This window comes from Arthrobacter sp. zg.Y820, from assembly GCF_030125555.1.
Lineage (GTDB): Bacteria > Actinomycetota > Actinomycetes > Actinomycetales > Micrococcaceae > Arthrobacter_B.
Window position 1 is genome coordinate 12,006 of record NZ_JASKLX010000012.1, and the last position, 26,308, is coordinate 38,313.

19 protein-coding genes are annotated in these 26,308 nt (G+C 68.7%); 12 read left to right on the plus strand and 7 right to left on the minus strand.

The window, feature by feature from the left end:
- The first annotated feature begins 115 nt into the window (after positions 1 to 115).
- Positions 116 to 712 (plus strand): GtrA family protein, encoded by a 597-nt coding sequence (locus QNN99_RS13975; protein ID WP_229967152.1) that lies wholly within the window; start codon positions 116 to 118, stop codon positions 710 to 712.
- Here QNN99_RS13975 and QNN99_RS13980 read toward each other — a convergent pair.
- Positions 690 to 1,421, minus strand: coding sequence for a TIGR03089 family protein (locus QNN99_RS13980; protein WP_229967154.1), 732 nt, complete (start codon positions 1,419 to 1,421; stop codon positions 690 to 692). The two genes, QNN99_RS13975 and QNN99_RS13980, sit on opposite strands and share 23 nt — an antisense overlap.
- A gap of 332 nt (positions 1,422 to 1,753) precedes the next feature.
- Here QNN99_RS13980 and QNN99_RS13985 point away from each other — a divergent pair, with 332 nt between their 5' ends.
- From QNN99_RS13985 to QNN99_RS13995, 3 genes are read left to right on the plus strand one after another with little or no spacing between them, the layout of a single operon-like run.
- Complete coding sequence (locus tag QNN99_RS13985; protein ID WP_229967156.1) at positions 1,754 to 2,287, plus strand: WhiB family transcriptional regulator; 534 nt, start codon at positions 1,754 to 1,756, stop codon at positions 2,285 to 2,287.
- Between the two features lie 17 nt (positions 2,288 to 2,304).
- A complete protein-coding gene (locus QNN99_RS13990) occupies positions 2,305 to 5,877 on the plus strand; it encodes a glycosyltransferase family 2 protein (RefSeq protein WP_229967551.1) in 3,573 nt (1,190 codons plus the stop codon).
- Positions 5,877 to 7,586, plus strand: a complete 1,710-nt coding sequence (locus tag QNN99_RS13995; protein WP_229967158.1) for a DUF5719 family protein — start codon at positions 5,877 to 5,879, stop codon at positions 7,584 to 7,586. Before QNN99_RS13990 ends, QNN99_RS13995 begins: the two co-directional genes overlap by 1 nt.
- 25 nt (positions 7,587 to 7,611) lie before the next feature.
- Here QNN99_RS13995 and QNN99_RS14000 read toward each other — a convergent pair whose 3' ends face one another.
- Positions 7,612 to 8,181 carry a metallopeptidase family protein gene (locus QNN99_RS14000; RefSeq protein WP_229967160.1) on the minus strand — a complete coding sequence of 190 codons (570 nt, stop codon included), beginning with the start codon at positions 8,179 to 8,181 and terminating at the stop codon, positions 7,612 to 7,614.
- A 105-nt stretch (positions 8,182 to 8,286) separates the two neighbouring features.
- Here QNN99_RS14000 and QNN99_RS14005 point away from each other — a divergent pair, with 105 nt between their 5' ends.
- The 4 genes from QNN99_RS14005 to QNN99_RS14020 all read left to right on the plus strand — a co-directional run bounded on the left by QNN99_RS14005 (position 8,287) and on the right by QNN99_RS14020 (position 11,956).
- Positions 8,287 to 8,667 carry a DUF3499 domain-containing protein gene (locus QNN99_RS14005; protein ID WP_229967162.1) on the plus strand — a complete coding sequence of 127 codons (381 nt, stop codon included), beginning with the start codon at positions 8,287 to 8,289 and terminating at the stop codon, positions 8,665 to 8,667.
- Between the two features lie 95 nt (positions 8,668 to 8,762).
- Positions 8,763 to 8,966 (plus strand): Trm112 family protein, encoded by a 204-nt coding sequence (locus tag QNN99_RS14010; protein WP_229967164.1) that lies wholly within the window; start codon positions 8,763 to 8,765, stop codon positions 8,964 to 8,966.
- A gap of 69 nt (positions 8,967 to 9,035) precedes the next feature.
- Positions 9,036 to 10,514, plus strand: a complete 1,479-nt coding sequence (gene ahcY / locus QNN99_RS14015) for an adenosylhomocysteinase (protein WP_229967166.1) — start codon at positions 9,036 to 9,038, stop codon at positions 10,512 to 10,514.
- A 188-nt stretch (positions 10,515 to 10,702) separates the two neighbouring features.
- Positions 10,703 to 11,956: a L,D-transpeptidase gene (locus tag QNN99_RS14020; protein ID WP_229967167.1), complete on the plus strand. Its 1,254-nt coding sequence runs from the start codon at positions 10,703 to 10,705 to the stop codon at positions 11,954 to 11,956.
- Between the two features lie 31 nt (positions 11,957 to 11,987).
- On the opposite strand, the gene QNN99_RS14025 is transcribed toward QNN99_RS14020, so the two are convergent.
- Positions 11,988 to 12,791, minus strand: a complete 804-nt coding sequence (locus QNN99_RS14025) for an RDD family protein (RefSeq protein ID WP_229967169.1) — start codon at positions 12,789 to 12,791, stop codon at positions 11,988 to 11,990.
- 82 nt (positions 12,792 to 12,873) lie between these two features.
- On the opposite strand from QNN99_RS14025, the gene QNN99_RS14030 reads away from it, so the two are divergent.
- Together QNN99_RS14030 and QNN99_RS14035 are read left to right on the plus strand one after the other, a co-directional pair.
- Complete coding sequence (locus tag QNN99_RS14030; RefSeq protein ID WP_229967171.1) at positions 12,874 to 13,869, plus strand: stage II sporulation protein M; 996 nt, start codon at positions 12,874 to 12,876, stop codon at positions 13,867 to 13,869.
- A gap of 210 nt (positions 13,870 to 14,079) precedes the next feature.
- Positions 14,080 to 15,729, plus strand: coding sequence for a TIGR01906 family membrane protein (locus tag QNN99_RS14035; protein WP_229967173.1), 1,650 nt, complete (start codon positions 14,080 to 14,082; stop codon positions 15,727 to 15,729).
- A 109-nt stretch (positions 15,730 to 15,838) separates the two neighbouring features.
- Here the strand turns inward: QNN99_RS14035 and QNN99_RS14040 are convergent, their stop codons facing one another.
- Both QNN99_RS14040 and QNN99_RS14045 read right to left on the minus strand, forming a co-directional pair.
- Positions 15,839 to 17,662: an AMP-dependent synthetase/ligase gene (locus QNN99_RS14040; protein ID WP_229967175.1), complete on the minus strand. Its 1,824-nt coding sequence runs from the start codon at positions 17,660 to 17,662 to the stop codon at positions 15,839 to 15,841.
- A 42-nt stretch (positions 17,663 to 17,704) separates the two neighbouring features.
- On the minus strand, positions 17,705 to 19,351 hold the full coding sequence (locus QNN99_RS14045; RefSeq protein WP_442860533.1) for a dolichyl-phosphate-mannose--protein mannosyltransferase: 1,647 nt from the start codon (positions 19,349 to 19,351) through the stop codon (positions 17,705 to 17,707).
- Positions 19,352 to 19,523: 172 nt separating this feature from the next.
- Here QNN99_RS14045 and rsmI point away from each other — a divergent pair, with 172 nt between their 5' ends.
- On the plus strand, positions 19,524 to 20,348 hold the full coding sequence (rsmI, locus tag QNN99_RS14050) for a 16S rRNA (cytidine(1402)-2'-O)-methyltransferase (protein WP_284016051.1): 825 nt from the start codon (positions 19,524 to 19,526) through the stop codon (positions 20,346 to 20,348).
- 191 nt (positions 20,349 to 20,539) lie between these two features.
- Positions 20,540 to 22,021: an NAD-dependent succinate-semialdehyde dehydrogenase gene (locus tag QNN99_RS14055; RefSeq protein WP_229967177.1), complete on the plus strand. Its 1,482-nt coding sequence runs from the start codon at positions 20,540 to 20,542 to the stop codon at positions 22,019 to 22,021.
- A 212-nt stretch (positions 22,022 to 22,233) separates the two neighbouring features.
- Here QNN99_RS14055 and QNN99_RS14060 read toward each other — a convergent pair whose 3' ends face one another.
- Entirely contained in the window at positions 22,234 to 24,825 is a 2,592-nt protein-coding gene (locus tag QNN99_RS14060; RefSeq protein ID WP_229967179.1) for a transglutaminase TgpA family protein, read from the minus strand.
- Positions 24,822 to 26,273 (minus strand): DUF58 domain-containing protein, encoded by a 1,452-nt coding sequence (locus tag QNN99_RS14065; RefSeq protein WP_229967181.1) that lies wholly within the window; start codon positions 26,271 to 26,273, stop codon positions 24,822 to 24,824. The genes QNN99_RS14060 and QNN99_RS14065 overlap by 4 nt, the downstream gene beginning before the upstream one ends.
- Positions 26,274 to 26,308: the final 35 nt, after the last annotated feature.

Consider the following 26,308-nt stretch of genomic DNA (forward strand, 5'->3'; position numbering starts at 1 on the left):
ACTCCCACGATCCGGGGGTAATATTGTGCCCTTACCGTCCGCGTTTCCTAGCGGCGGGTACTGTGTCCAGCTTCGGCAATTCCGGCCGGCGGCGCACCAACGGCCTCGGAGGATCATGTTTTCATCACTGTCTGCGCGCATTAGAGGGCTGGCCTCGCTGTTCTGGCGGGAACTCGCAAAGTTCGGCACCGTTGGAGCTTTCGCCTTCATCGTGGACAACGGACTGTGGTGGATCCTCTTCCACGGACCCCTGGAAGGCAGCGCCACCAAGGCCCGCATCATCAGCGCACTGACGGCCACGCTCTTCTCCTGGGTGGCCAACCGCTTCTGGACCTTCCGCCGCCGCCGCCAGAACAACGTCACGCGGGAACTGATCCTGTTCCTCATCATTAACGGCGTGGGCATCGTCATCTCGAGCGGTTTCACCTGGGTCGCCCAGTATCCGCTGGGCATCACCGACGCCAAGATGCTCGGGTTCGCCGGCATCCTGGGAATCGGCGTGGCCACCATCCTGCGCTTCTTTGCCTACCGGTTCTGGGTCTTCAACGCCGAGCTCGACGAGGAGCCGGGTTTCCAGGGCGACTACGATCTCCTGGACGAAAAGACCACCCGCAAGCCGGGCCGCGCCCGGGAACCGAAGGCCGGCCTGCCGAACCCCGGTGCCGGCCGGTCCAGTTTCGAAGCGGAGCCTACGCCTCCAGCCGGGCAGTAATTTTCTCGGCGGCCAGCAGCCGCTCCGTGACCTGCACTTCATCTGACGCGAGCACCACGGTGCCGCCCGCGGCCCAGGTGCGCAGCGCCGCCGTCAGCACGGCCGGCAGCTCCGCTGCGGTCGGAACCAGCAGCGTCTGCTGCTGCCCGCCGTCGGCCGCTTCCGCCAGCTGGGCGTAGGTGAGGGTCAGGCCCTGCCCCAGCGTGCTGTGCAGCGCGGTGTAGCTCTCCTCCGCCTCGTCGCCCGGCACGTAGGTGTCAGCATAGCTGCGGACCTCGGCGGCGTAGTCGACGGCGGCAGCGGGAAGCCCTCCCGTCCAGCGAAGTTCCAGCGCCCCCTGGGCCACCGCCACCACGGTTCCCTCAACCGTGTCCAGGGCGGCCTGTGAGGCGGTCACCGTAACGTCCGGCGCCGAGATGCCGTCTGCCGGAGCATCGCCGACCAGGACCGTGCAGCCGGTCTGCCAGGCAGCCAGCGCCCAGACCAGGGTTTTCCAGTGCGCCGGAAGGTCGAGACGGATCCGGATCCCCGGTTCGGCGTCGAGCTCGTCAACCAAAAGGTTCGATGTCTTGGCGACCCAGTTGTCCAGCACCTTTCCGGAGAGCTCAATCCGTTCCGATCCGGGTCCGTACCAAATGAGCGCGGGGGAGGTCGCCTGCTTGGTGCGCAGGGTGGACAGTAGGGTGGGAACGGTGATCCTTGCGGACATGCGGGGTCTCTTTCCTGTGAAAGCGGGAGGCGGCCGTCGGTGGCGAGAGCGCGGACGGCCCGGCGGGCAGCCGCCGGCCGAAGAAATAAATCCGGTGATGCAACTGCGACGCGCCGGTGAAGCGGGCTGAAATCCGGGCGTGGCGTGCCCGGCTTCTGAGGTCTCGACTCTATAGGATGCCGAAACAGCTTGACGGCATCGTATTACACGCGTGTAATTAGGTATCGGATTTGTTCCAGCAATCCACCACCAAGATGAATTCCAAGCAGGCTGATTGTGCCTGGCAGGGCTCAAAGATCCGCTGCAGGGACAATAACACCGGGAGGTCTTCCATGGGGCAGGCAGAATACACGCACGATCGGTCCATTGCCGCGCAGGCATCCGCCAGCTACGGCTCCCGGGGCGTGCCCGTGGACTGGTACGTGGACCCCGCGGACCCGGGTGCCGCTGAGCGCTACCGCCGGGACGCCGCCGGACTGGAAGACCAGGCCACTGCCTTCCTGGCCGCCCACGAAGCCCTCGCCCCGGACACCGTGGAAGAAGAGCTCCTCGATCCGCCCGTCGCCCTGTTCCCGGCTCCCGCCGAGAAGGACAGCCGGCCCGTGTGGATCGGACTGCCCGGGCTCAGCGACGACTACGACGACGGCGAGCTCGGCTGGCAGGCCGACGCCCTGTGCGCCCAGACCGACCCCGAGGCCTTCTTTCCGGAAAAGGGCGGCTCCACCCGCGATGCCAAGAAGGTCTGCGCCGCCTGCAACGTGCGCTCACAGTGCCTGGAGTACGCCCTCGCCAATGATGAGCGGTTCGGCATCTGGGGCGGGCTGTCGGAGCGGGAACGCCGCCGGCTCCGGAAGCAGGCAGTCTAATTCCTTCGCACGTTCGCATTTGCGCCGTTGTCGTTGCCCACAACGGCGCACAGTACCTTCCGGAAACACTCACCGCGCTGGCCGGACAAACCCGGCCCCCTGACCTTTGCGTCGGCGTCGACGCCGGCTCCACCGACAACTCCGCCGCGCTGCTGCAGCAGGGCCTCCCCGCCGGGAGCCCCGTCGTCACGGCACCGCCGAAAACCGGATTCGGCGCCGCCGTCCGGGCAGGTCTGGCCGAGCTGGACGCGCTGGCTGAACCCGCAACCGAGCCCTCAGACGGAATCGTTGACTGGCTCTGGCTGCTTCACGACGACTCAGCCCCCGCCCCGCAGGCGCTGCACGAGCTGCTCCTCGCCGTCGAGCGGGCACCCTCGGTGACCATTGCCGGCGCCAAGCAGGTTGAGTGGGAAAACGAGCGGCTGCTCGTGGACGTTGGCGTGTCGATCAGCCGGTGGGCTGAACGCGTCACCCTGATTGACGCCGACGAGCTGGACCAGGGCCAGTACGACGCCCGCAGCGACATTTTCGCCGTGAACTCCGCCGGCATGCTCGTGCGCCGGGACGCCTGGGAAGCCCTGGGCGGTTTTGACCCCGCCCTGCCCGGCACCGGCGACGACGTGGACCTGTGCTGGCGCAACCGGCTCGCCGGACACCGCGTCGTCGTCGTGCCGGCGGCGAAGGTGCGCCATGCCGGCAGCAGGCCGAACACTGCCGCCAGCGCCCGTGCCTTCCGCCGGGCCGAAATTTTCCTCCGCCTCAAGCATGCTCCGCTGTGGCAGCTGCCGTTCCTGATGGTTGGCGCCGTGCTGGGCGGTTTTGGCCGGCTGTTCCTGGGGATGCTCGCCAAGGATCCCGGCTACGCGCTGGCGTCGCTGACCGCGAGCATCGGCGGCGTGCTGCGGCCGGTGGACCTCTTCCGTTCCCGCCGCGCCGCTGCTGCCACCCGGACCCGTCCGCGCAGCGCGGTCAATGCCCTGATCACCGGCATGCGCGAAGTCCGCGAACACCGCCGGTCGCTTTTTGAAGCCGAACCGGCAGCTGCTTCGGCCGACGCATCCGGCCTTGCGACGCCGGCCGCGGCCGCCGACAGTGCGGGGCTCCTGGGCGCCAGCCTGGATGCCGGCGCCTCCGAGCCCAGCGGCGATTCCAACAACGATTTTTCCTCCCTGGCCGCCCCCTCCCGGGCCTGGGTGGGGGCCGGCGCCGTCGCCGCCGTGCTGCTGCTGCTCGCCGCGTCGCTGATCGCCCTGCACCGCTTTATCGGTGCGCCGGCGCTGGCCGGCGGGGCGCTGCTGCCCGTGTCCGGCAGCCTGGGGGAGATCTGGTCCAACGCCTCGGGCTGGTGGATCGAGCTGGGCTCCGGCTATCCCGGCCACGGAGATCCGTTCGATTACGTGCTGTGGCTGCTCGGTACCGCCGGACTCGGTCATACCAACGCTGCCGTTGTCGCCCTGATGCTGACGGCCATGCCGCTGGCCGGGCTCAGCGCCTGGTTTGCCGCCGGCGCACTGACCCGGCACCGCGGGCTGCGTTTCTGGGCCGCCGTGTTCTGGGGTGCCGCACCGGCACTGCAGGCCGCGCTGGGCGAGGGCCGGCTCGGCGCCCTGATCGCGCACATCCTGCTGCCGCTGTTCGTCCTGGCCATGCTGCGCGCCGTGGGCGGCGGGCGGCCGGCAGAGCTGCCGGCGGAGACCGAACGAAGCCGTGCGGGTGCACCCCGCGGCCTGGCACCGCGCACCGACGGTGCGCCCAGCTGGGCTGCGGCTGCCGCCGCGGGCTTGCTGCTGGCAGTTCTCACGGCCGCTGCGCCCACGCTGTTTGTGCTGGCCGCAGCGGCCGTCCTGCTGCTGTCCCTGCGGTTGCGCCGCCGGGCGCGGACGCTGTGGTGGTCACTGCTGCCGGCCGCAGCGATGCTGCTCCCGGTGGTGCTCTCCACGCTGAACCGGCCGCGTGCCCTGGCCGCGGACCCCGGGGTGCCCCTGGCCTTCGATCCCGCTGCGCTGTGGCAGCAGCTTCTGGGCTTTCCCACGGCCTTCGACGTCACCGGAAGCCTGCCGCTGGCAGGATTCCTGCCCGCCGGGCCCTGGCCCCTGGTGCTGGCGCTCATCATCGGCGCTCCCGTCGTGGCGCTTTCCGCTGCCGCCCTGTTCCTTGGCGCCCGAGCCGCGCCTGCCCGGCTGGCCTGGATCCTGAGCATTCTGGCACTTCTTGTGAGCTGGTTCTCGGCCTTCGTCGCGACCGGAGCCGCTCCTGACGCCCTCGTGACGCCCTTCCCGGCACCGTTGGTGTCGGCAGCGGTGTTCCTGCAGCTGTGCGCCGCACTGCTGGCCTGCGATGCCCTGTTGACGCGGCCTCGAACGCCGGCACGGCCCGGACGCACCGGCAGCCCGGGACGCACCCGCCGGTCCGGTCGCCCGATCGCCGTGCTGCTGGGGGTCCTGCTGGCGCTGGGCCCGGCGGCGAGCCTGGCCCTGTGGAGTGTTCCGCTGGCCACCGGCACTGCCGCTGGCGACGGAACGAACGGCGTGCACGGCGCCGCCTCCCTGGTGGCACCGGCGGCGGAACGCACGCTGCCCGCCACCGCTGCGGACAAGGGCAGCAGCGCAGAGCGCACCCGGACCCTGCTGCTGCGCACCGACGCCAACGACGACGTCACGGCTGCCTTGATGGGCAACGGCGGCACCACCCTGGACGGACTGTCGGCCATTTACGCCGCCCGGTCGATTACCGGACCGGTCAACGCCGAGCAGCTTGCCGACGACGACGACGCCGCCGCCGACCTGCGCCGCGCCGTCGCCGTCATCACAGCCGGAACCGGCGTGGATCCGCGCGGGGAACTGTCCCGTCTCGGGGTCGGCTACGTTGTCCTGCAGCAGTCCGACACCTCGGCGGAACTCCTGGCCGGCAGGATGGACTCGGTTCCCGGGTTGGCCCCCGTGGGGCAGACCGGCTCCGGCTGGCTGTGGCGGGTTGTCGGGCAGCTCGACGAGCAGGGCACCGAAGTCCTCTCGGAGCAGACCGGAAGGGTCCGCATCCTGGCCGCCGACGGCGCCGTGGAAACAGTCGTTCCGTCCGAGCGCACCAGCGTCCGGACCTCCATCCCGGCCGGCGGCGAAGGCCGGCAACTGGTGCTCGCCGAACGCGCCAACCCCGGATGGCAGGCGAGGCTGAACGGTGCAGAGCTGCCCGCGACAACCGACGGTTGGGCTCAGGCCTTCGAACTGCCCGCCGAGGGCGGAGAGCTGGAACTCGGCTACACCACCGTCTGGGAACCCTGGACCGGCGCCCTGCAGGTGCTCATCATCGCCCTGACCGTGCTGCTGGCACTGCCGACACGGTCCCGCACCGGCCCGGTCCGGCTGCCGGGCCGGCAGGGTCCGCGCCGCAGCGAGCCGGACAACGCCCTCCCCGACGGGGAAACCGCCGGCAGTTCAGCTGCCGCCCGGGAGCCGGCGACGGCGGCCGGCGGCACGGGTGCGGCATCGCCGGCCTCCGACGACGGACCGGCCCCGGGACGCACCCGGCCAAAGCAGAACGACAGAGTCAGCGCCTCCGGAGTATCCGGCGCGACGGAAGGAATGCGCTGATGAGCCGTAAGAACTCCGGCAAAAAGGCCAGCGGGCAGCAGGCCCCTGCCGGCGCCGCGGCCACGGACGGTGAAACGGCTGCGCACGACGCAACGGCTGCGCAGCAGAGCGAGCCGGAGGCCGGCCGGGCGGAAACCCGGTCCCGACGCCAGCGGCGGCGGCAGCGGGCCGCGTCGGCGGCTGCCGGCCTTCTGGTCCTTGCCGCAGCCTCTGCCGTGGTGGCCGGTTCAGTGGTCGCGGACTCCGGAAAGGCCGGCCGGAGCGTTGATGTTGCCGCGGCCGAAGTGCCGGCCGGACCGCTGACCGCCGTCTGCCCGGAGCCCCTGCGGCTACTGTCCGGCGACGTGGCCGGAACCGATCCGGAGTTCAGCCCCGTGTCGGCGTCCGCCCGGACCTCGCTCAGCGCCGCGGTGCTCAGCGGACCGGGCAACCCGGTGCCCGTGTCCTCCCTGCTGCGCGCTGACGGCACCGACCTGAAGACCATCGCCGACGACGCTCCGGATGCCGCCGCGCCCCTGGCCGGGGTGCGCAGCGCCGGCATCGTCAGCAGCCTCGATGTCTCCGAGGTGTCGGTGCTGAGCGCCGAGCCGACGGGCACCCTGCAGGCCACGGCCAATGCCGTGGTCAGCTTCACCGCTGCGGACGGAGACCTCGCCGGTCTCGCCGCGGCAAACTGCCAGGCGCCGGGCAACGACATGTGGATCACCGGCGCGCGCACCACGGTGGGGGCGACTGCCGTGCTGCGGCTGACGAATCCTTCGGAGAGCGCCGCCACCGTTGACCTGGACGTTTACGGCGCGAAGGGACGCGCCGAGGGGACAGGCACTCGGGGAATCCTGATTCCGCCGGGCGCCACGAAATCCATCGTCCTGGCGGGTCTGGCGGCAAACGAACCGGCTGTGGCCGTGCGGGTGCGCAGTTCCGGCGGGCCGGTCACCGCCCTGGTGCAGCAGAGCATCCTGCGCGGCCTGACGCCGGGCGGCGTGGAGCTGATTCAGCCGGCCGCGGCTGCCTCGCCGCAGCAGGTGATCACCGGTGTCCGGGTCCAGAAGCCGGCTGCCACCAAGAAAGTGGCCGCTCAGCGCGGCTACGACTTCGTGACGCCCGCCGTGCAGGTGGCCGTTCCCGGCAGCACGAACGCCGTGGTCTCGGTGAAGGTGCTCGGCCCCCGCGGCGAGCTGCCAATCCCCGGCGGCGGCGTGTTCACCGTTGCCGCCGGCAGCGTCGGCCAGCTGCCCCTGGACGCCCTGGCCGAAGGAACCTACACGGTGGAGGTCACCGCCGATGTGGCCGTGGTGGCCGGCGTGTCCTCCAGCCGCGGGGGAGAGCCCAACGCGCCTGTCGACATCGCCGTCGCACCGTCCGGGGAGCGGCTGGGCAGCGAGCACCTTGCGGTCATGCCGCCTCACAGCAGTTCTGTGCTCACCTTTGCCGCTCCGGCCGGTGCCGCTGAAGTGCGCCTGACCGGAGTCGGAGCCGACGGCGGCCTCAAGGAGGACCGGGTCGTCACCGTCGCCGGGGGAACCACGGTCAGCCTGCCGGCGGCCGAGGTGGGGTCCAACCTCGCCGCCGTGCTGATCAGCACCACCGGGGACGCGGTCTACGGCGCCCAGGTCCTCACCACAGCTGAGGGACCCGGCGTCTCCGTGCTGCCGCTGCCGAAGGGAAACATCGGCGGGCTGAGCGTTCCGGTCGGACTGGGCTACTGACCGGGGCTGCCTGCCGGCGGCCTGATCACAGCGGGCGGAACCGTCCGTAGGTGGGATCGACGGTCTCGGGATCCATCCCCATCAGGGTGGCCAGCTGTTCCACTACGACGTCGTGAATCAGTTCGCTGACGGGCACCAGGCCGCGCGCCGCGGACTCCACCGGATGGCGGTACACAGTAATCACCGCGGGCCGGGGACCCGACGCGGGAGTGCCGGTGCCGAAGGGAAGATGCCCGCCCGATGCGGCCAGTTCCTCGAGCCCGGGAGGTATGTCCTGGACGACGAACTGGTAGGTCTGGATGCTTTCGCCCCACAGCCGTTCCAGGCGCTGCGCGGATTCCAGGACCCAGGCATCAAAGCGTTCCGATCGGGTGCGCGACCCGGCCAAATGGGCCGGTATGAGTTCCCCGCGCAGGCCGCGGCCGTGCCGGTTGCGGCGGCGGCTGCGAAACGGCCTCGGCGGCCCGGGCCAGGCCGGTTCGGCCTCGACCGGTTCGGCCTCGGCAGGGCCCTTGGCGGGGTCGGTCTCCGGCGTGGCCGGCGCCGGCTCGTCGCCGGGGCCAAGATGCACCCTAAGAGTTGGTCCGGTGGACATATAAGAACTGTAGCCGCAGAAGCGGCTCCGCGGGCACTGTTTTTGCTGCCGGACGTTCGGCGAGCCTGCCGCCGCCTGGGCCTGCGGCGGGTAAAGTGGTCCTCCGTGGATTCCTTAAGACAGTGCTCAAGATCAGCGTGCCGACAGGCGGCTGTAGCCACCCTGACGTACGTTTATGCGGATTCCACTGCGGTGCTGGGACCGCTGGCCACGTACGCCGAACCCCATTGTTACGATTTGTGCAAAGAACACGCCGCCCGGCTGACTGCTCCGCTGGGGTGGGAAGTGGTCCGCCTGAATCTTTCCGGCCAGCCCCGCACTCCGGGCCGCGATGATCTCTCAGCACTCGTGGATGCCGTGCGGGAAGCGGCCGAGGCGCCTGACGCCGAGGCACCCAAACGCGCCGGCAAGAACGCACTGGAACCCCCGGCGGAGAACCCCGGTGCCCGGCGTTCCCATCTGCGCTTGCTCCGCGACGAGGTCTGAACACCGCGAAGTCGGTAACCGAAAGGGATAGTCTGAGGGCCTGCGCCGCGTATATCGAGCACGGCATCGACGTCTCCAAGGAAGTGCTGTAATCCATGGCTAAACTCACTGCCGACCTGATGGCGGTCCTGCGCTGCCCCGTGACCGGTTCCCCGCTCGAAGAAGACAACGGCGGACTGGTCTCGACCGCCCCCGACGCCGCCGGCCACCGCGTCCGCTACGTCTTGGAGGAGGGCATTCCGGTTTTGCTGGCGCCCTCGGTTGCCACGGCGTCCGATTCGCCCGCCACCTCGGACTGATTCTTCCGACCCGAACTGATTCTTCCGACACCTCGAACTGATTCTTCCGACCTCTAACTAAGGATCCGCGTGAGTTTTGATTTCAAAGTAGCCGACCTCTCCCTGGCCGAAGCCGGACGCCACCAGATCCGCCTGGCCGAACACGAGATGCCCGGTCTGATGGCCCTGCGCCGGGAGTACGGCCCCAGCCAGCCGCTGCAGGGCGCCCGGATCGCCGGATCCCTGCACATGACGGTGCAGACCGCCGTGCTGATCGAGACCCTCACCGCGCTGGGTGCCGAGGTCCGCTGGGCCTCCTGCAACATCTTCTCCACCCAGGACGAGGCGGCGGCCGCCGTCGTCGTCGGCAACGGAACCCCCGAGGCGCCGGCGGGCGTGCCGGTGTTTGCGTGGAAGAACGAGACGCTCGAGGAATACTGGTGGACCGCCCAGCAGATCCTCACCTGGCCCGAGGGCTCCGGCGGACCGAACATGATCCTGGACGACGGCGGCGACGCCACCATGCTGCTGCATGACGGAGTGAAGTTCGAGGCCGCAGGCGCCGTGCCGGAGAGCCCCGCGGAGGGCGACCCGGGCTACTCCCATGAATACACAATTGTCCTGGACGTCCTGCGCCGTTCCCTGGCCGAGAACCCGGGGAAATGGACCGAAATCGCCAAGGGCATCCGCGGCGTCACCGAAGAGACCACCACCGGGGTGCTGCGGCTCTACCAGCTCGCGGCCGACGGTCAGCTGCTCTTCCCGGCGATCAACGTCAATGACTCGGTGACCAAGTCCAAGTTCGACAACAAGTACGGCATCCGGCATTCCCTGCCGGACGGCCTGAACCGCGCCACGGACACGCTGATCGGCGGAAAAGTGGCGGTGGTCTGCGGCTACGGCGACGTCGGCAAGGGTGCGGCCGAAGCGCTGCGCGGCCAGGGCGCCCGCGTGATCGTCACTGAAATCGATCCCATCTGCGCACTGCAGGCAGCCATGGACGGCTACCAGGTGGCCAAGCTGGAATCGGTGCTCGCCGCCGGCGACATGTTCATCACCACCACCGGCAACAAGGACATCATCATGGCCGAACACATGGCCCGGATGAAGCACCAGGCGATCGTGGGCAATGTGGGCCACTTCGACAACGAGATTGACATGGCAGGCCTCGCGAAGATCCCCGGCATCCGGAAGGTCGAGATCAAACCGCAGGTGCACGAGTGGATCTTCGATGAGGGCACTGACAGCCAGCGCAGCATCATCGTGCTCTCCGAAGGCCGCCTGCTGAACCTGGGCAACGCCACAGGGCACCCCTCGTTTGTCATGTCCAACTCCTTTGCGAACCAGACCATCGCGCAGATTGAGCTGTTCACCAAGCACGGCAAATCAGTGGATGAGGGCGGATACGCCAACCAGGTGTACGTGCTGCCCAAGGTCCTGGACGAAAAGGTGGCCCGCCTGCACCTGGATGCTCTCGGCGTCGAACTCACCGAACTGACCAAGAGCCAGGCCGAGTACCTGGGCGTGGACGTGGCCGGTCCCTTTAAACCCGAGCACTACCGCTACTAGTCCGGGAGAAAACTCCGGGACGGTGCGCTGAGCGGCGCACCGTCCCGGGTCCTTGCCCGTGACGGCGAATCGGCCGCAGCGCGGCCGCATCAGGGGTCACCGCTGTCCGGGCATGACGTAAAATGTCGCAGGGGGAGCATGGTTGCTCCGCATCTGTCGAGAGCACCGGGAAGTATTGGTTACCAGTTATGGCAAAGGGTACAAAGAGGCGCAAGGGCTGGATTGTTGGGTCCGTCGTGGCCGGAGTCGTTGTGTTGGGCGGCGGCGCTGCTGTGGTCACCGCCTCCTCCTGGGCCGGTGAGGACTTTGGACTCCCGTCATTCACTGCGTCGTCACCGTCATCGTCGCCGTCGGCCACTCCCAGCCGGCCTCCGGCACCCGAGCCCGTTGCCGTTGTCACCCCGGAGGCGGACGCCGTCGAGGTGAACCCCGCGGCCGCTCCTGTTATCACCGTGCAGAAGGGAACCATTGAATCCGCCAAGCTGGCGCCGAGCGCCGGCGGCGAACCGGTTCCCGGCGAGCTCAGCGCGGGCGGCACCGTGTGGACGGCCACCGGCAAGCTGGCGTTCAACACGCCGTACAAGCTGACCTACACGCTGGCTGACGCCAACGGCGAGACCAGCACCAAAACCCGGCAGTTCACCACCGTGGCCACCGCCAACGAGGCCAACGCCGTCATGTATCCGGCGTCCGGGTCCACGGTGGGCACCGGACAGCCGATCGAACTGAGCTTCAGCGAGCCGGTGCTGAACAAGCCCGCCGTCGAAGCAGCCATCACCGTCACGTCCACATCAGGCCAGGTGGGCGCCTTCTACTGGATCAGCGACACCAAGGTCCGCTACCGGCCCGAGACCTTCTGGGCGCCGAACAGCAGCGTCACCGTGGACATGCAGCTTTTCGGCGTGGACTTCGGCAACGGCATGATCGGCAACTTCAACGAAACCGCGAGCTTCACCACCCACAACACGCGGCTGGCCGTGGTCGACAATGCGGACAAAATGATGCGGGTGTACATCGACGGGGTGCTGACCCGCACCTTCCCCGTCACGCTGGGCACCGAGGACTGGCCCTCCACGATCGGTTACCACGTGATCATGGACCAGCATGAAACCATCCCGTTCAAGGCGGAATCCCTGGGACTGAAGCCGGGAGACGAGGCCTACTACGAACCGGTAACCGCCAAGAACGCGTCCCGGATCTCCAACGGCGGCGCGTTCATCCACGAAGCGCTGCCGTCCGCGCAGCCGGTGCTGGGCAAGTCCAACGTGTCCCACGGGTGCATCGGGATGAGCCCCGAGGGCGCCAAATACATGTACGACAACTTCGACGCCGGCGACGTCGTCCAGGTGCTGAACACCGGCTACGGGCCGATGTACGTCTATGACGGCTTCGGGGACTGGAACCTGCCGTGGGCGGAGTGGATCAGCCAGCCCAAGCAGTAGCAGGATCGAGCTCCGCTGCAGCTGGATGGAGCTACCGGTCGAACGGGAGCCGGTGCAGTCGTTGGCCGATGTGCTCAGTGCGCTCGCGCTGCCGGGTCATCGACACATAGCTGCGGTTCCGGCGCTCGGCCATGACGGCGCTGAGATAGTCTTCGGCGAACGTCCCCGGCGGGGGCTGCGGCGACACGAAGGCCGAGACCTCCGCTGCCAGATCGGCGGCAAGAGTGGCGCGCGACTGCGGCGAGAGCCGGCTGCTCTGCGTCAGGAAGCGTGACACCCGTCGGGACAGCGCATCCGGAAGCCGTCCGATGTCGGCAAGTCCGGCCCAGGCGCGGAGCGACGGCGGCATCAGGACCTGCGCGGGCGGGGGAGCGGAGACCCGTTCCCGCAGGGCATAGGTTCCGGCCATGATGTCGCCGACGCGCTTGGACTTTTCATTGAACAGAGCCACGATGAAGGCCAGGGAGCCGGCGGTCAGGTAAATTTCGAGGACCGCAGTCATGCCCCGGATGAGGCAGTGGCGGAAGCGAACGGCTCCGCCGTCGTCGCGCACTATCCGCAGCCCCATGGCGAGGCGCCCCAGCGACTTGCCGCGGGTCAGCGTCTCGACGGCAACCGGAGCCCCCACCATGACCAGCACCACGATGGTCAAGATGAGGGTCCGTCCGAGAGCGGGATCGACGGACTCGCCCAGTGTCTGCCCGAACAGCAGCAGCACTCCGAAGAGCACGATGAGCTGGGCAAAAACGTCGATGATCGAGCTGAGGGCCCGCGCCGCGAAGGACGCCGGGCGCAGCTCCAGGACAACTGCCTCGCCGGTGACGATGGAACTCACGCGTTGTCCTCCCGGCGGCAGTTCGTGATTGGAACTCCACTGTACCCAGCGTTGGGGCGGAACCGTGGATTAGGGTGTAACCGTGGATATGGATGCCTTTAGCGCGGTGCACGCTCCGGACTGGCGCCGTCTGGACGACCTTGCGGCGCGCCGCCGGCTCAGCGGCGAGGAAGCCGATGAACTGCTGCGCCTGTACCAGCGCACCTCGGCCCATTTGTCGATGGTTCGGTCGGTGGCGCCGGAGGGCGCGCTGTCCGCGGCCCTGTCCATGCGGCTGTCCCGGGCGCGGACCCGGTTCACCGGTGCCCGCTCGAACTTCCTCGAGGATTTGGTGTCGTTCTTCGTCTTTGCGCTCCCGGCCGGCTTTTACCGGGTCCGCTGGCTCACGCTCGCCGTGGGGGCGGCGTTCATCCTCACGGCCTGGCTTTTCGGTGCGTGGACGGCGTCCAACCCCGCAGTCATCTCCGCCTCGCTGGGCTCGGACAGCCAGATCCGGCAGTACGTGGAACAGGACTTCGTCTCCTACTACTCGGAAAACCCGGCCGCTTCCTTCGCGGGAATGGTGTGGACCAACAACGCCTGGATCGCGCTGCAGGCCGTCGCCTTCGGCATTACCGGAATCTGGGGGCCGTTTGTCCTGTACCAAAACGCCATGGGCGTGGGAATGGCCGGCGGCACCATGGCTGCCTACGGAGAGTTGGACACCTTTTTCACCTACATCCTGCCGCACGGCCTCATGGAGCTGACCGCGGTGTTCATTGCCGTGGCGGCCGGATTGAGGATTTTTTGGGCCTGGGTGTCGCCTGGCCGGCGGACCCGTGCCGCGTCCGTCGCCGCTGAGGGACGTTCGCTGTTCACCGTGGCCCTGGGACTGGTGATCGTGCTGTTCCTGTCGGGGCTGGTGGAAGGGTTCGTGACCGCCTCCCCGCTGCCCGTCTGGCTGCGGATGGCCATTGGGGTTGCCCTCTTCGGGGCGTACTGGGCCTACACCCTGATCCTGGGCGGCCGGGCCTACCGCGCCGGGCACCGCGGGGACCTGTCGCGGCGGGACAGCGGGGAAGTGTTGCGGACCGCTTGACGTTTCCGGGGGCGGTGCGCGGACCGGCGTCCGGTCGACCTCCGGAGACGAAAGGGTAACGGTCCGATGCACTCTGCGGTGATGCGGGGTGGCGGCACGATACCTGATGCGCTCTCCCGGTAGGGTCGAAGGAGGATGGAGCCCGAAAGCCCACCGGAATCCGCAAAAACAGGCCATGACGCACAGGCCAGGGAAGTGAAAGAGGAAGTAGTGGCAAGCCAGGACGATACCCCCCAGCAAAAACCGACGCCCGGAGGCTCCGCCGATACTGAGCAGGACCGGCCCGAACAGGGCGCCCAGAGCGACGACGGCCTCAGCGACGCCAGCGAAACCATCGTCAGCGGTGAGCACGCGGTGGGAACCGAGGCTGCGGGAGCAGAATCAGCGGCACCGAACACCGGATCGCCCGCCGACGGATCGAACGCCGGCAACGGCGCAGCCGCCGACGCGACGACGACCGCAACTGACGTCGACGACGACGGCACGACGACCGCAACTGACGTCGACGACGACGGCACGACGACCGCAACTGACGTCGCCGACGACGACGGCCTCGACCACGACGACTGGGACGCGGCCTTTGCCGACGCCGCAGGAACACCGCCTGAAGCTGCCGGAGCGGTGGCCGTAACCGGGCCGCGCAACGGCACGGCAGGTGACGATGCCGACGTCGTGCCGGGAGGTCATCCCTCCCTTGCCCAGCGCAGCAGCTTGCCGATGCGCCATGCCAGCACGATGCCCAACCTCAACGGATACGCTGACCTCTCGGAGGAAGAACAGCGGGAGGCCGGGGACATCAACGCCGTGATTCCGTCCGGCAGCCATGCTGCCCATGGCTCCGGCACCGAAGAAGCTGCGACTGCTGCCGGGAAGACGCCCGCAGAAACTCCGGCGGCTGCCGCGGGTGCCGGTGCCGGTGCCGCAGGGTTGGGCGCCGTTTCCACGGATGCCGCTCCCCGGACCATGCAGATCAGCACGGCCACCGCGTCGGCTCCGGAAGGATCCGCGGCCAACGACTCCGGAGCGGAAGAGTCCGAGGTTGTCGAACCGGAGGCAGAACTGACCGACGACTACGAGATCTCGGCCGAGGAAGCCCGACGCCGGGCCGAGGAGCGTGAGCGGGCGGGCTCACCCAAGCCCGTCCTGGCCCGCATCCTGCAGGTAATGATCGCGGTGTTCTTCCCGGTGATGCTGCTTGCCGCGGCCATCCGGGCGGTTGCGACACCCCTGTTCCTCTGGATCGAATACCACCGGCCGGGGTTCCCGGCGGACGGCTACGGCTTCTCCACCGATGACCGGATGACCTACGGCTCATACGCCGTGGATTACCTGCTGAACTTCTCCGGTGCCCGCTACCTCGGCGACCTGGTCACGGCCGGCGGCGAGCCGCTGTACCTGGACAGCGAAGTCAGCCACATGGCGGATGTGAAGACGGTCCTGACCGTCGCGTTTGTCTCAGCACTGGTGATGGCCGTGCTGAGCGTGCTTGCCTGTGTGTATCTGGCCAAGCGCCGGCCCGGCGGAATCCGGCGGGCGCTCTTCTCCGGGGCGGTCTTGACCCTGGTTCTCGTTGGCGCGTTGATCGTCACGGCGGTTCTGGGGTGGGAGAACTTCTTCACCCAGGTGCACTCCATCTTCTTCGCCAACGGCAATTGGACGTTCCGGATGGATGACACCCTGATCCGGCTCTTCCCGGCCCAGTTCTGGATGGATGCCGGCATCGGCATTGCCGGTCTGGTGCTTCTGACCTGCATTGTCGTGCTGGTCTCCGCCTGGCCCACCAAGGCCCGGCGGGAACGCGCGCGCAGCAAGCAGGAAGCGGCCCGCCGCCGCTACCTCGACTCGCTGGAAGCGGTCTAACTTAGCGGTCTGATCCAGCGGTCCACCACCGTTGACCCAACAGAAAACTGCACGTCTCCGGCCGCCGGAGACGTGCAGTTTTTTGTTTGCTGGGGAGCTCCGCGGAGCGCTACTTCGTGTAGAGCTTTTCCACCTCGGCGGAGTAGTCGGCGATCACGGCGTTGCGGCGCAGCTTCAGTGTTGCCGTCAGGTGCCCGGACTCCAGCGAGAAGTCCTGCGGCAGCACGGTGAACTTGCGGATCTGCTCGGCCTGGGACACCGTGGCGTTCGCCGCGTCCACGGCCTCCTGCAGCGACGCGCGGACCCGCGGATCATCAGCCGCCGTCTTGGAGGTCACCGACGAGCCGTTCTCCCGCGCCCACCCCGCGAGGGTTTCGTCGTCCAGGGTCAGCAGCGCGGTCACAAACGGACGTCCCTCGCCGACGACAATCGCCTGCGACACCAGCCGGTGCTCCCGGATCTTCTCCTCCAGCGGCCCGGGGGCAATGTTCTTGCCGCCGGCCGTCACCAGGATGTCCTTTTTGCGGCCGGTGATGGTCAGGAATCCGTCGTCGTCCAGGGCGCCCATGTCCCCGGAGTGGAACCACTCACCGGTGAAGGCGGCAGCGTTCGCCGCGGGGTTGTTGTGGTAGCCCTTGAAGACGCCGGCGCCGCTGATCAGCACCTCGCCGTCGTCGGCAATCCGAACGGCCGATCCGGGCAGCGGCATGCCCACCGAACCCACCCGGGCCAGGGGGACGGTGTTCACGGTGGCCGGGGCCGTGGTCTCGGTCAAGCCGTAGCCCTCCAGGACCATCACGCCCGCTCCGCGGAAGAAGTGCGTGAGCTGCGGGCTCAGCGCGGAGGCGCCGCTGATGGCGTAGGTCAGCTTGCCGCCGAAGGCGTTGCGGACTTTGGGGTACAGCATCTTGTCGAAGAGTGCGTGCCGCAGTTTCAGCGCCGCGGACGGACCCTTGTTCCCGCGGGCAGCGGCGTCGACGGCGGTGGAATACGCGACGGCGGTCTCCGCGGCGGCGGTGAACAGCTTGCCCTTGCCGGCCGCCTCGGCGGAGGCCTGCGCCCCGGCGTAGATCTTTTCGAAGATCCGGGGAACGGCCAGCAGGAAGGTGGGCTGGAACGACTTCAGGTCGGCCATCAGGTCAGCGGCGCTGCTGGAATGGCCAACCCGGACCCCTGCAGCCAGGCACCCCACCTGCACGGCGCGGGCCAACACATGCGCCAGCGGCAGGAACATGAGCGTGCTGACTCCCTTTTCCTTGAGCATTTCCGGCAGGAACTCCACGATGTTCACTCCGAACAGGGCAAAGTTGCCGTGCGTGATTTCGCAGCCCTTGGGGCGGCCGGTGGTGCCGGAGGTGTAGACCATGGACGCCACCGATTCCAGCCCGGCCGCGGTCCGGGCCGCTTCCAGCCGGTCGTCGTCAACGCCGGAACCCGCAGCGATCAGCTCGCGGAACGCACCCGCGGCGGCGTCGTCGTTCATCAGCCAGATCTGAACCTCAACCTCACCGACCTCACCGGCCGCGGCGGCAGCCGAGACAACCGCGGCTTTGCGGGCGTCTTCGACAAACACGTGGGATGCGCCGGAATCCTGGAGGATCCACTCCACCTGCGAGGGGGAGGAGGTTTCATAAATGGGGACCGTGACCGCGCCGGCGAACCACACGGCCAGATCCACCAGGGTCCACTCGTAACAGGTCTTGGACATGACGGCCACGCTGTCGCCGGGGCGGACACCGAGGCCGATCAGGCCCTTGGCCAGCTCGCTGACGGAGGTCAGGAAGTCATTGGCCGTCACGTCCTTCCATCCGCCGTCGCTCTTCAGCGAGAACAGGGGATGGTCGGGAGTCCGGGCGTGCAGCCCCACCAGGATGTCGGTGATGTTTGACTCCGGAGCAAGATGGACCAGCAGATCAGTGGCAGATTCGCGCACTGGGGGCCTTTCTTTTGGTGCCTGCGCACATGGGTGGTGAGACTAAATCCAGCTGGGCATCCACATGCGCCGCCGCCAGTCAGAATACGGGATAGTTTCGGCCGTCCAGACCGGAAGGAAAAACGCGGTCATCAGGACGGCGGCCAAAAGGAAGAGTGCGACGGCGGCCGCACCCAGGCGCCGGCGGGTGATCGGGTCGGTTGCCCGGCCCAGGACCAGGCCCAGCACCCAGGTCAGGGCGAGGATCAGGAACGGCTCGAAAGACACGGCGTAGAAGAAGAACGTGGTGCGTTCCGGATAGGCGAACCACGGAAGATAGCCTGCGGCGACGCCGGCGAGGATGGCTCCGGCGCGCCAGTCGCGGCGGCCGATCCAGGCGAACAGGAGAACCAGCAGGGAAAAGGCGGCCGCCCACCAGATCAGCGGATTGCCCACCACGGAGACCGCGGAGGAGCAGGCATCAACGGGGCACCCGTCGACGCCGAGGGTCGAGGATTCATAAAAGAACGACGTCGGGCGGCCCATGAAGAGCCAGGTCCAGGCGCTGGACTCATAGGTGTGTTCGGAGCTGAGCCCGTTGTGGAAGGCATACGCGCTGCGGTGGTATTCCGCCAGGGAACGCAGCGAATCCGGCAGCCAGCCCCAGGCCTGCGACGGATTGTCCTGCGCCCAGTTCCGGCCGTACGCGTCGGCGGACCGCAGCCAGCCTGTCCACGACGCCAGATAGGTGAGCGCCGCGACGGGAATGATCGTGAAGAACGCCGGCACTCCGTCCTTGAGCAGACCGGCGGCAGGCCAGGCACGGATCCCGGCCACCCGGCGGGCACCGACATCCCACAGCACGGTCATCAGGCCGAAAACCGCGACAAACGCCAGCGCCGACCACTTCGTTCCCACCGCCAGGCCCAGGCAGATGCCCGCCGCCAGACGCCAGGGACGCCAGAGCAGCCACGGGCCGTATCTCAGCACATCTGCCGGCGGCGACCCGCCGCGGGCTGAACCGGAGAGCTTGCGGGCCAGCCGCCGTCGTCCGTCGTCGCGGTCCAGCAGCAGGGCGCCGAACGCGGCAACAACCCAGAAGGTCAGGAACACGTCCAGCAGCGAGGTGCGTGAATGCACCAGGTGATGACCGTCGACGGCCAACAGCAGGGCGGCAACGCCGCCCAGAAGCGGCGAGCGGAACAGCCGAACGGCGATGAGGCCCACCATCAGGACGGTCAGGGTGCCGGCAACCGCGGCGCCGAAACGCCAGCCGAAGCTGTTGTCGCTGCCGAAGAGCGCCATGCCGGCCGCGATCATCCACTTCCCGACCGGCGGATGCACCACGTATTCGGGAGTGGAGAGCAGGATGTCGGGGGTGCCGGCGTTGAACAAGGTGTTGGCGTCCTGAGGCCACTCACGCTCATAGCCGGAGACGAGATAGGAGTAGGCGTCCTTGACGTAGTAGGTCTCGTCGAAGACCAGCGACGGCGGTTGTCCCAGCCGGACGAAGCGCAGCACGCCGCCAATGACGGCGGCTGCCAGCGGCAGGAGCCAGCCCCAGAGCCCCAGGCTGAACGTGGTGCCCGGCGCCCAGCCCAGCAGGCGGTTCCGCAGCGCACTGAAGCTGAAGGCGGCCCCCGGATCGGAAACGAGCGGTGCTGCTCGAGGTACGGGGGTCTCACTCACGGTCAGGCTCACGCGCTCCACTCTATAGCGGCCGCCGGGCGTTCCCCGCCGCCAACTCGCGTAGGGTTAGATGGTGAATTCCAGCAAGCAGACCACCGGGCCAGGCACCACCAAGAACACGCAGAACGACGGCGGGAAGAGCGCCGCTGCCGGCAGCGCGGCGGGGAGCCCCGCGGGTGCCGCCGCCGGACAGATTGTGCTGGCCGCGACTCCCATCGGCAATATGGGGGACGCCACCACCCGGTTGATCGGACTGCTGGAGACGGCCGACGTGATCGCCGCCGAAGATACCCGCCGGCTCCACCGGCTCGTGTCCGCCCTGAAGATCACCACCACCGGGCGGATCATCAGCTACCACGAGCACAACGAAGCAACCCGCACCGCCGACCTGCTGGAAATGGTACGCGGCGGTGCCACCCTGCTGATGGTGACCGACGCCGGCATGCCCGCCGTGTCCGATCCGGGCTTCCGTCTCGTGGAGGCCGCCGCGAAGGAAGGCCTGACCGTCACCGCGGCTCCCGGCCCGTCCGCTGTCCTGACCGCCCTGGCGCTGTCCGGGCTGCCCACCGACCGGTTCTGCTTTGAGGGTTTCCTGCCCCGGAAGGCCGGTGAGCGCAGCGCCCGCCTGGCGGATCTGGCCGGAGAGCAGCGCACCATGGTGTTCTTTGAAGCCCCGCACCGGCTGGAACCGATGCTCCGCGCGTTGGACGCGGCCTTCGGCGGCGACCGCCGTGCCGCCGTCGCCCGCGAACTGACCAAGCTGCACGAGCAGGTGCTGCGGGGTCCGCTGCGCGAACTGCTCGAATGGGCCGAGACGTCCGAGATCCGCGGCGAGATCGCCGTCGTCGTGTCCGGGGCGGGCGAAGCGGCGCCTGAGCTGCCCGAGGATCATGTGGCGGCCGTGAACGGGCTGATCAGCCAGGGCGCGCGGCTCAAGGACGCCGTTGCCACCGTGGCGGAGGACGCCCGGATCAGCAAGCGGGAACTGTACTCGGCCGTCCTGGCTGCCCGCGGCTGACCTGACTGGCGGGAGACCGCCGGCGCTGACGTCGGGCCCCGCATCACACCTTCGTTGGCCATCTGCACAGTCCGGAGCGCCTGGCGTGGTGCACTTCTTTCTTTACAGTCCGAGCGGCACGCGCCTACGGTGATCTCAGATGACGGGCGACGTGCCCGGGCAACCACCGTCGAAATTTGGAGGCATCCCCCATGGGTATTACTGCTGACCGCGAAGCCGCCCTGCTGGCCCAGGTCCCCACCGGACTGTTGATTAACGGCGAGTGGCGGGATGCCGCCGGCGGCAAGACCTTCGACGTCGAAGACCCCGCCACCGGCAAGGTGCTGCTGAGCATCGCCGATGCCAGCGCCGAAGACGGCACCCTGGCCATGGACGCAGCCGCTGCGGCGCAGGAATCCTGGGCGAAGACCGCACCGCGGGAGCGCGGGGAAATCCTGCGCCGTGCCTTTGACCTGGTGACCGAGCGGGCAGAGGACTTCGCACTGCTGATGACCCTGGAAATGGGCAAGCCGCTGGCCGAAGCCCGCGGCGAGGTCACTTACGGTGCCGAATTCCTGCGCTGGTTCTCCGAGGAAGCGGTCCGCATCTCCGGGCGCTACGGCATGTCCCCGGACGGCAAGTCCCGCCTGATGGTCAACAAAAAGCCGGTCGGCCCGTGCCTGCTGATCACGCCGTGGAACTTCCCGCTCGCCATGGCCACGCGCAAGATCGCCCCCGCCGTCGCCGCAGGTTGCACCATGGTCCTCAAGCCGGCCAAGCTCACCCCGCTGACCTCGCAGCTTTTCGCCGCCGTCCTGATTGAGGCCGGCCTGCCCGCCGGGGTCCTGAACATTGTGTCCACCACCGCCGCCGGCGACGTCACCGGACCCATCATGAAGGACGAGCGCCTGCGCAAGGTCTCCTTCACCGGCTCCACCCCCGTGGGACAGGGCCTGATCCGCGACGCCGCGGACCGGGTGCTGCGCACCTCGATGGAGCTGGGCGGCAACGCTCCGTTCGTGGTCTTCGAGGACGCCGACGTCGACAAGGCAGTAACCGGCGCGATGCTCGCCAAGCTGCGGAACATGGGCGAGGCCTGCACCGCCGCAAACCGCTTCATCGTGCATGAATCGGTGGCCGATGAATTCGCAGAGAAATTCGCCGCGAAGGTCGGTGCCATGACCACTGCGCGCGGCACCGAGGACGAGTCCAAGATCGGTCCGCTGATCGACGCAAAGAGCCGCGACAAGGTTCATGCGCTGGTTTCGGACGCGGTCGACGGCGGTGCCTCGGCCCTAGTGGGCGGGGCACCGGTGGACGGACCCGGCTACTTCTACCAGCCGACGGTCCTCAAGAACGTGGCGCCGGACGCACGGATCCTGCAGGAGGAAATCTTCGGCCCCGTGGCTCCGATCGTCACGTTCTCCACCGAGGATGAAGCAGTGGCGCTGGCCAACAACACCGAATACGGTCTCGTGGCCTACGTCTTCACCGAAGACCTGAACCGCGGCCTGCGCATCGGCGAGAAGCTGGAGACCGGCATGCTGGGCCTGAACGCCGGCGTCATCTCCAACGCTGCCGCGCCGTTCGGCGGGGTCAAGCAGTCGGGACTGGGCCGGGAAGGCGGAGCCGAAGGCATCGAGGAGTACCTCTACACGCAGTACATCGGCATCGCTGACCCGTCCGACGGCTAAGTCTGGGGAAGGCCCGGTCCAGGTCCCGAGTGGGGCCGGGCCGGGCTGTCCGGCCGGGCCAGCCCTCCAATCTGCTGCCATTCCGGGATTGTGCTGCCGTTTTGGGCATTTGCTGCCGCCGCGGACCGGCAGTAAATGCCCAAAACGGTCGAATAATCCTGAACCGGTCGATTTTCCGCGGTCGCCCTGTGTTGGTCCCGGCTCGCTTCGAATCAGCGGCGAAACCGCGAGGCCAATGACGCCGGGAAAAACCGAGCCCGGAGGCGGGAACCCAGAGGGGCCGTTGAGGCCAGACTCTCCCGCACCGTGGTGACGTCATCCCAGAGCCGTTCCGCCCATGCTGCTCCGGACTCGTCGGCATCGGCTCCGGCCGAAACACCCGTCGAGGAAAGAGTTCCTGTTTCGGTAACAGGCGCTGTCCCCACAGATTCTGCCCCAACAGACCCTGCCCCAACAGGCGATGCTCCAACATCAGGAACTTCGCCACCAGGTATCCGGGGACGGGGCGCCGCATAGACCTCCTCTTCGTAGGCACCGCGGAGCCGCTGAAGGGCGAGCGCGGGGCCATCCGGCAGGCCGGCGTCGTGCGTCAGGCGCAAAGCGTAGGCGCGCGGAGACTCAGCCTTCCGGGGCAGGTGGCCGTAGTCCAGACCCGTGTCGGCGGCTTCGTCCCAGGCCAGGGAGGCCGGCCCCGGATGCGGCCCGTCCGCGCCGTCCGGCCCGTCCGCGTTGCCCGGCCCGCCCGCGTTGCCCGTCCTGCCCTCCCGGCCTGTCCTGCCCGTCCGCACCGGACCGGTAAGCCCGCGTCTGCGGATGCTGCGCCGGCGTCGCCGCAGCGCCCACGGGCTCAGCAGCGCGGCGGCAACAGTGAGGAGCGCCAACGCCGCCCCCAGGACTTTTCCGGCACCGCTTTCCGCCGGAGTCACCGGCGCCGCGACGGGCGGTGTCGAGGGCGTCGCCCGAGGTTGCGGGGCCGGCTCCGTCTCCGGCACGGGCCGGTCCAGCTCCGCTGCTCCGCTTTCGGTACTTTCCCCGGGAGCGGTCCGAGGCTGCACGCTATACGCCGGAACGGAGCCCCGCGACGGGGTGGGCTCGAAGCGGACCCAGCCCGTGCCTTCGAAGTAGAGTTCCGGCCAGGCATGGGCATCGCGGGCGTCCACTTCAAATTCCCGCAGTTCCTCGCCGCGGGCATCAGTGACGGTTTCTCCAGTGGAGCGGCCCGGCGCGAAGCCCAGGGCCATGCGGCTGGGGATGCCCATATCACGGGCCATCACCGCCATCGCCGCGGCGTAGTGGATGCAGTAACCGGACTTTTCTTCCAGGAACCGGTCCAGGATATCCATGCCGTTGCCGTCGTAACCGCCTTCGACCGGTGCCTCCAGTGAATACGTGAAGTCAGTTCCGCGGAGGTAGGCCTGAATCGCCACGGCCTGCTCATACGGTCCCTTGGCTCCGGCGGTTGCGGTGAGCGCCGCCTCCCGGATACTTGCGGGCAGGTCCTCCGGGATGGCGGTGAAGATCGGGTCCACCGCGTTTTCCGCGGCAGGTTCCAGCGCCTCCAGATCATCAGGGGAGATGTTCAGGGAAGCGCTTTGGACCATGTAATCCAGCCGTGACGCTTTCCGGTTTCCTTCCGCGATGACTGTCATGGTTTTCGGATCCCAGCTGAACCGGCCGCTGGCTCCATTGACCTGCAGCGGAGCATACGGAGTCAGAAGCCACGGACTGGCGTAGGTTTCCGACCGCACCCGCGTGGTGACCGTCGTACTGCCTGCTGCCGGCTCGTCCGCTTCGGCCGGAACCATGTCCTGCAGGCCGGCGAGCCGGGTCTCCGAGCGGAGATCGGGCGCCCACCGCTGGCCGGAAAAGTCCTCCAGCGTGGTCGAGCGCAGATAGACGGGCTGCGCAGAATTGGTGGCGTAGCGGATCCGGCCCGACGCCGAGGGCTGCCGCAGGTCATTGCCGAGCGCCACCACCGGGTTCAAACCGGACTGCCCGGTCCAAATGTTCAGCCGCGATCCCTGCGGAAAGGTGCCCTGGGTGAATCCGGGAAGAGCCGCATTCAGGCCCAACGCGACCACGAGGGCGGCGGCACCAATCCCGGCGGCAATGCCCATCTGCCGGCCGGGGGGCCGCCGGGCTGCGGCTGCGCTGCGGGGACGCTCCTGCCAGGAGCCGGTGGCCAGAACCAGCAGGTACCCGGCGCAGGCCAGGACAAAGGGGAACACTCCGATGCTGTCCGGTTTCAGGACCGCCGGAACGGTCAGCAGGGCCAGCAGTCCCAGCCCGCTCGCCGCCGGCATCCGCAGCGTGGTGGCGAGCGTATCGACCAGCAGCGTGATCAGGCCTGTGCCGAGGCACGCGATGAACACAATCCCGGGATCGGCCAGCACCGGAGGCACCTGGTTCATGATGGTCGACTGCGCCTCGGCGACCAGTCCAGCGCTGCGCTCCAGCGTGGCGGCCGTGGGCAGCAGGCCCAGCACGGCCGTTGACGCGGCGAACAGCCAGGTCAGGACGACGACGAGGGCAGCGAGGCCGACGGCGGGAACCAGAGCGGTGGGAAACCGGAACCGGCGGGCGGCAGCCATGGCGGAGACCACTGCTGCCGTGGTGAGGACCAGCGGAGGAAACCAGGCCCAGCCGTCGAAGACTCCGTACAAGCTGATGCTGCACAGCAGGACCGCGGCAGCGCTGGCTCCGGCTGACGCCCAGTCCCACGGGGGCCGGAAACGCGAACGGGTGGACGCCGGCGGGGGAGGAGCCGGACCATCCGTTGAGGGCCGGCTCAGTGTGGCGGTCATGGGCGGTCCTCGTGGGGAATCGATGCAGCAGGAACGGGCGGGGCGGCGGAGGTTCCGAAGGTGGCCCAGATGCGGGCCACATCGGATTCGGGGGTGGCTGCGGCTGCGTCCCAGCCGCCGGCGCGCAGGACGGCCACTGCCGGGCCGACGTCCTGGACCCGGTCGGCCACCAGGATGGCGCAGGCCCGGGACGCGTAGTCGGCCACCGGGGCCAGCCGGTGCGCATCCTCGACGGACAGCCGTCCCAGCACGGCCACCAGCGGGCCGCGCCGGCGCTGGGCCAGGAAATCGAGCAGGGCATCGCCGAACGCTGCTCCGTTCCCGGCCGGTTGCTCGGACCCCGCCCTCCGTCGTCCGGCCCGGTGGCCCGGCACGCTGCCGGCGCCGTCGTCGTTTGCGGCGTTGAGCGGCCGCTCCGAGGAGCGGGAATCAAGTTCCAGCGCCGCCAGCCCGTCAGCGATGTCCAGCAGGCCGCCCGGACCGCTGAACTCCCGCTGCCGGGGATCGGGCGCCGAGGGGGAGCGCGCCAGTGCCGGGCGGGCGCAGGCGTCCAGCAGGTGGAGGGAGTAACCGTTCTCCACCAGGTGCGCGGCCGTGGAGACCGCGGCCGTCACCGCCCACTCGAAGGACTCCGAGGTGGACAGTCCGTTGCCGCCGGCCGGATCCATCCAGAGGCTGGAGCCGGCGCCTCCTGCATAGCAGCCCTCCCGCGCGTCGAGCAGCAGCGTGGCACCCGGGGAGGTGACGGGTTCTTCCTGCCGGACCATCAATTCGCCGTGCCGTGCGGTTGCTGCCCAGTGGACCCGCCGCATCGGATCGCCGGCGCGGTACTCGCGCGTGGACACGTCGTCCTCGCTGGGACTGCCGCGGCGCGGGCTGGCCACCGACCCTTCGGTGCCCCGCGGACTGCCGAGCACCGTGCGGGGCAGGGGCTGCGGTGCCGGGGACACCACCAGGGAATCCACGCCGCCGAGGGTGTGCAGCCGCCGGGAGAGGCCAAACAGGTCCTGGAAGTCCGCGGTCACGGGCCCGATGGAGAAAAGGCCGCGACGGGCGGAGCGCAGCTGGTACTCGTAGGTGCTGGCGCCGTCGGGTCCGGGAAAGCGCGCCGGAAACCGGAACACGGGGCTTTCCCCGAAGCGCAGCGGCAGCCCCTCACGCATGGTGGCGCTCTCCCGGAGCGGCTGCGCCGGGCGCAGGGACAGGACCACCGTCACGGGAACCCCCGTCTCCGCGGAAGAGGGGCTGAAGGTGCGCTCGACGTCGAAAACCGGCTTCAGCAGCCGCAGCGCCAGCGCCGACAGCAGCGGCAGCACAAGCAGGAACACCCCGAGGACAAGCACGTCCCGGCGGCCCATGACCTGGGCGGTCAGCAGCGCGGCCAGTCCGGTCAGGAGCAAACCCCAGCCGCGCGGCGTCAGCAGCCGGGCGGTAGTCGCTAATTCCATGGAGCCTTCCCACGAGGAGTCGGACGAATTATGCC

What these genes read in the sequence shown, in the direction of transcription:
- QNN99_RS14020 (WP_229967167.1), top strand. Translation starts at nt 10,703, where the DNA reads ATGGCAAAGGGTACAAAGAGGCGCAAGGGCTGGATTGTTGGGTCCGTC.
- QNN99_RS13985 (WP_229967156.1), top strand. Translation starts at nt 1,754, where the DNA reads ATGGGGCAGGCAGAATACACGCACGATCGGTCCATTGCCGCGCAGGCA.
- QNN99_RS14060 (WP_229967179.1), bottom strand. Translation starts at nt 24,825, where the DNA reads ATGACCGCCACACTGAGCCGGCCCTCAACGGATGGTCCGGCTCCTCCC.
- QNN99_RS14010 (WP_229967164.1), top strand. Translation starts at nt 8,763, where the DNA reads ATGGCTAAACTCACTGCCGACCTGATGGCGGTCCTGCGCTGCCCCGTG.
- QNN99_RS14055 (WP_229967177.1), top strand. Translation starts at nt 20,540, where the DNA reads ATGGGTATTACTGCTGACCGCGAAGCCGCCCTGCTGGCCCAGGTCCCC.
- QNN99_RS14000 (WP_229967160.1), bottom strand. Translation starts at nt 8,181, where the DNA reads ATGTCCACCGGACCAACTCTTAGGGTGCATCTTGGCCCCGGCGACGAG.
- QNN99_RS13975 (WP_229967152.1), top strand. Translation starts at nt 116, where the DNA reads ATGTTTTCATCACTGTCTGCGCGCATTAGAGGGCTGGCCTCGCTGTTC.
- QNN99_RS14065 (WP_229967181.1), bottom strand. Translation starts at nt 26,273, where the DNA reads ATGGAATTAGCGACTACCGCCCGGCTGCTGACGCCGCGCGGCTGGGGT.
- QNN99_RS13995 (WP_229967158.1), top strand. Translation starts at nt 5,877, where the DNA reads ATGAGCCGTAAGAACTCCGGCAAAAAGGCCAGCGGGCAGCAGGCCCCT.
- QNN99_RS13980 (WP_229967154.1), bottom strand. Translation starts at nt 1,421, where the DNA reads ATGTCCGCAAGGATCACCGTTCCCACCCTACTGTCCACCCTGCGCACC.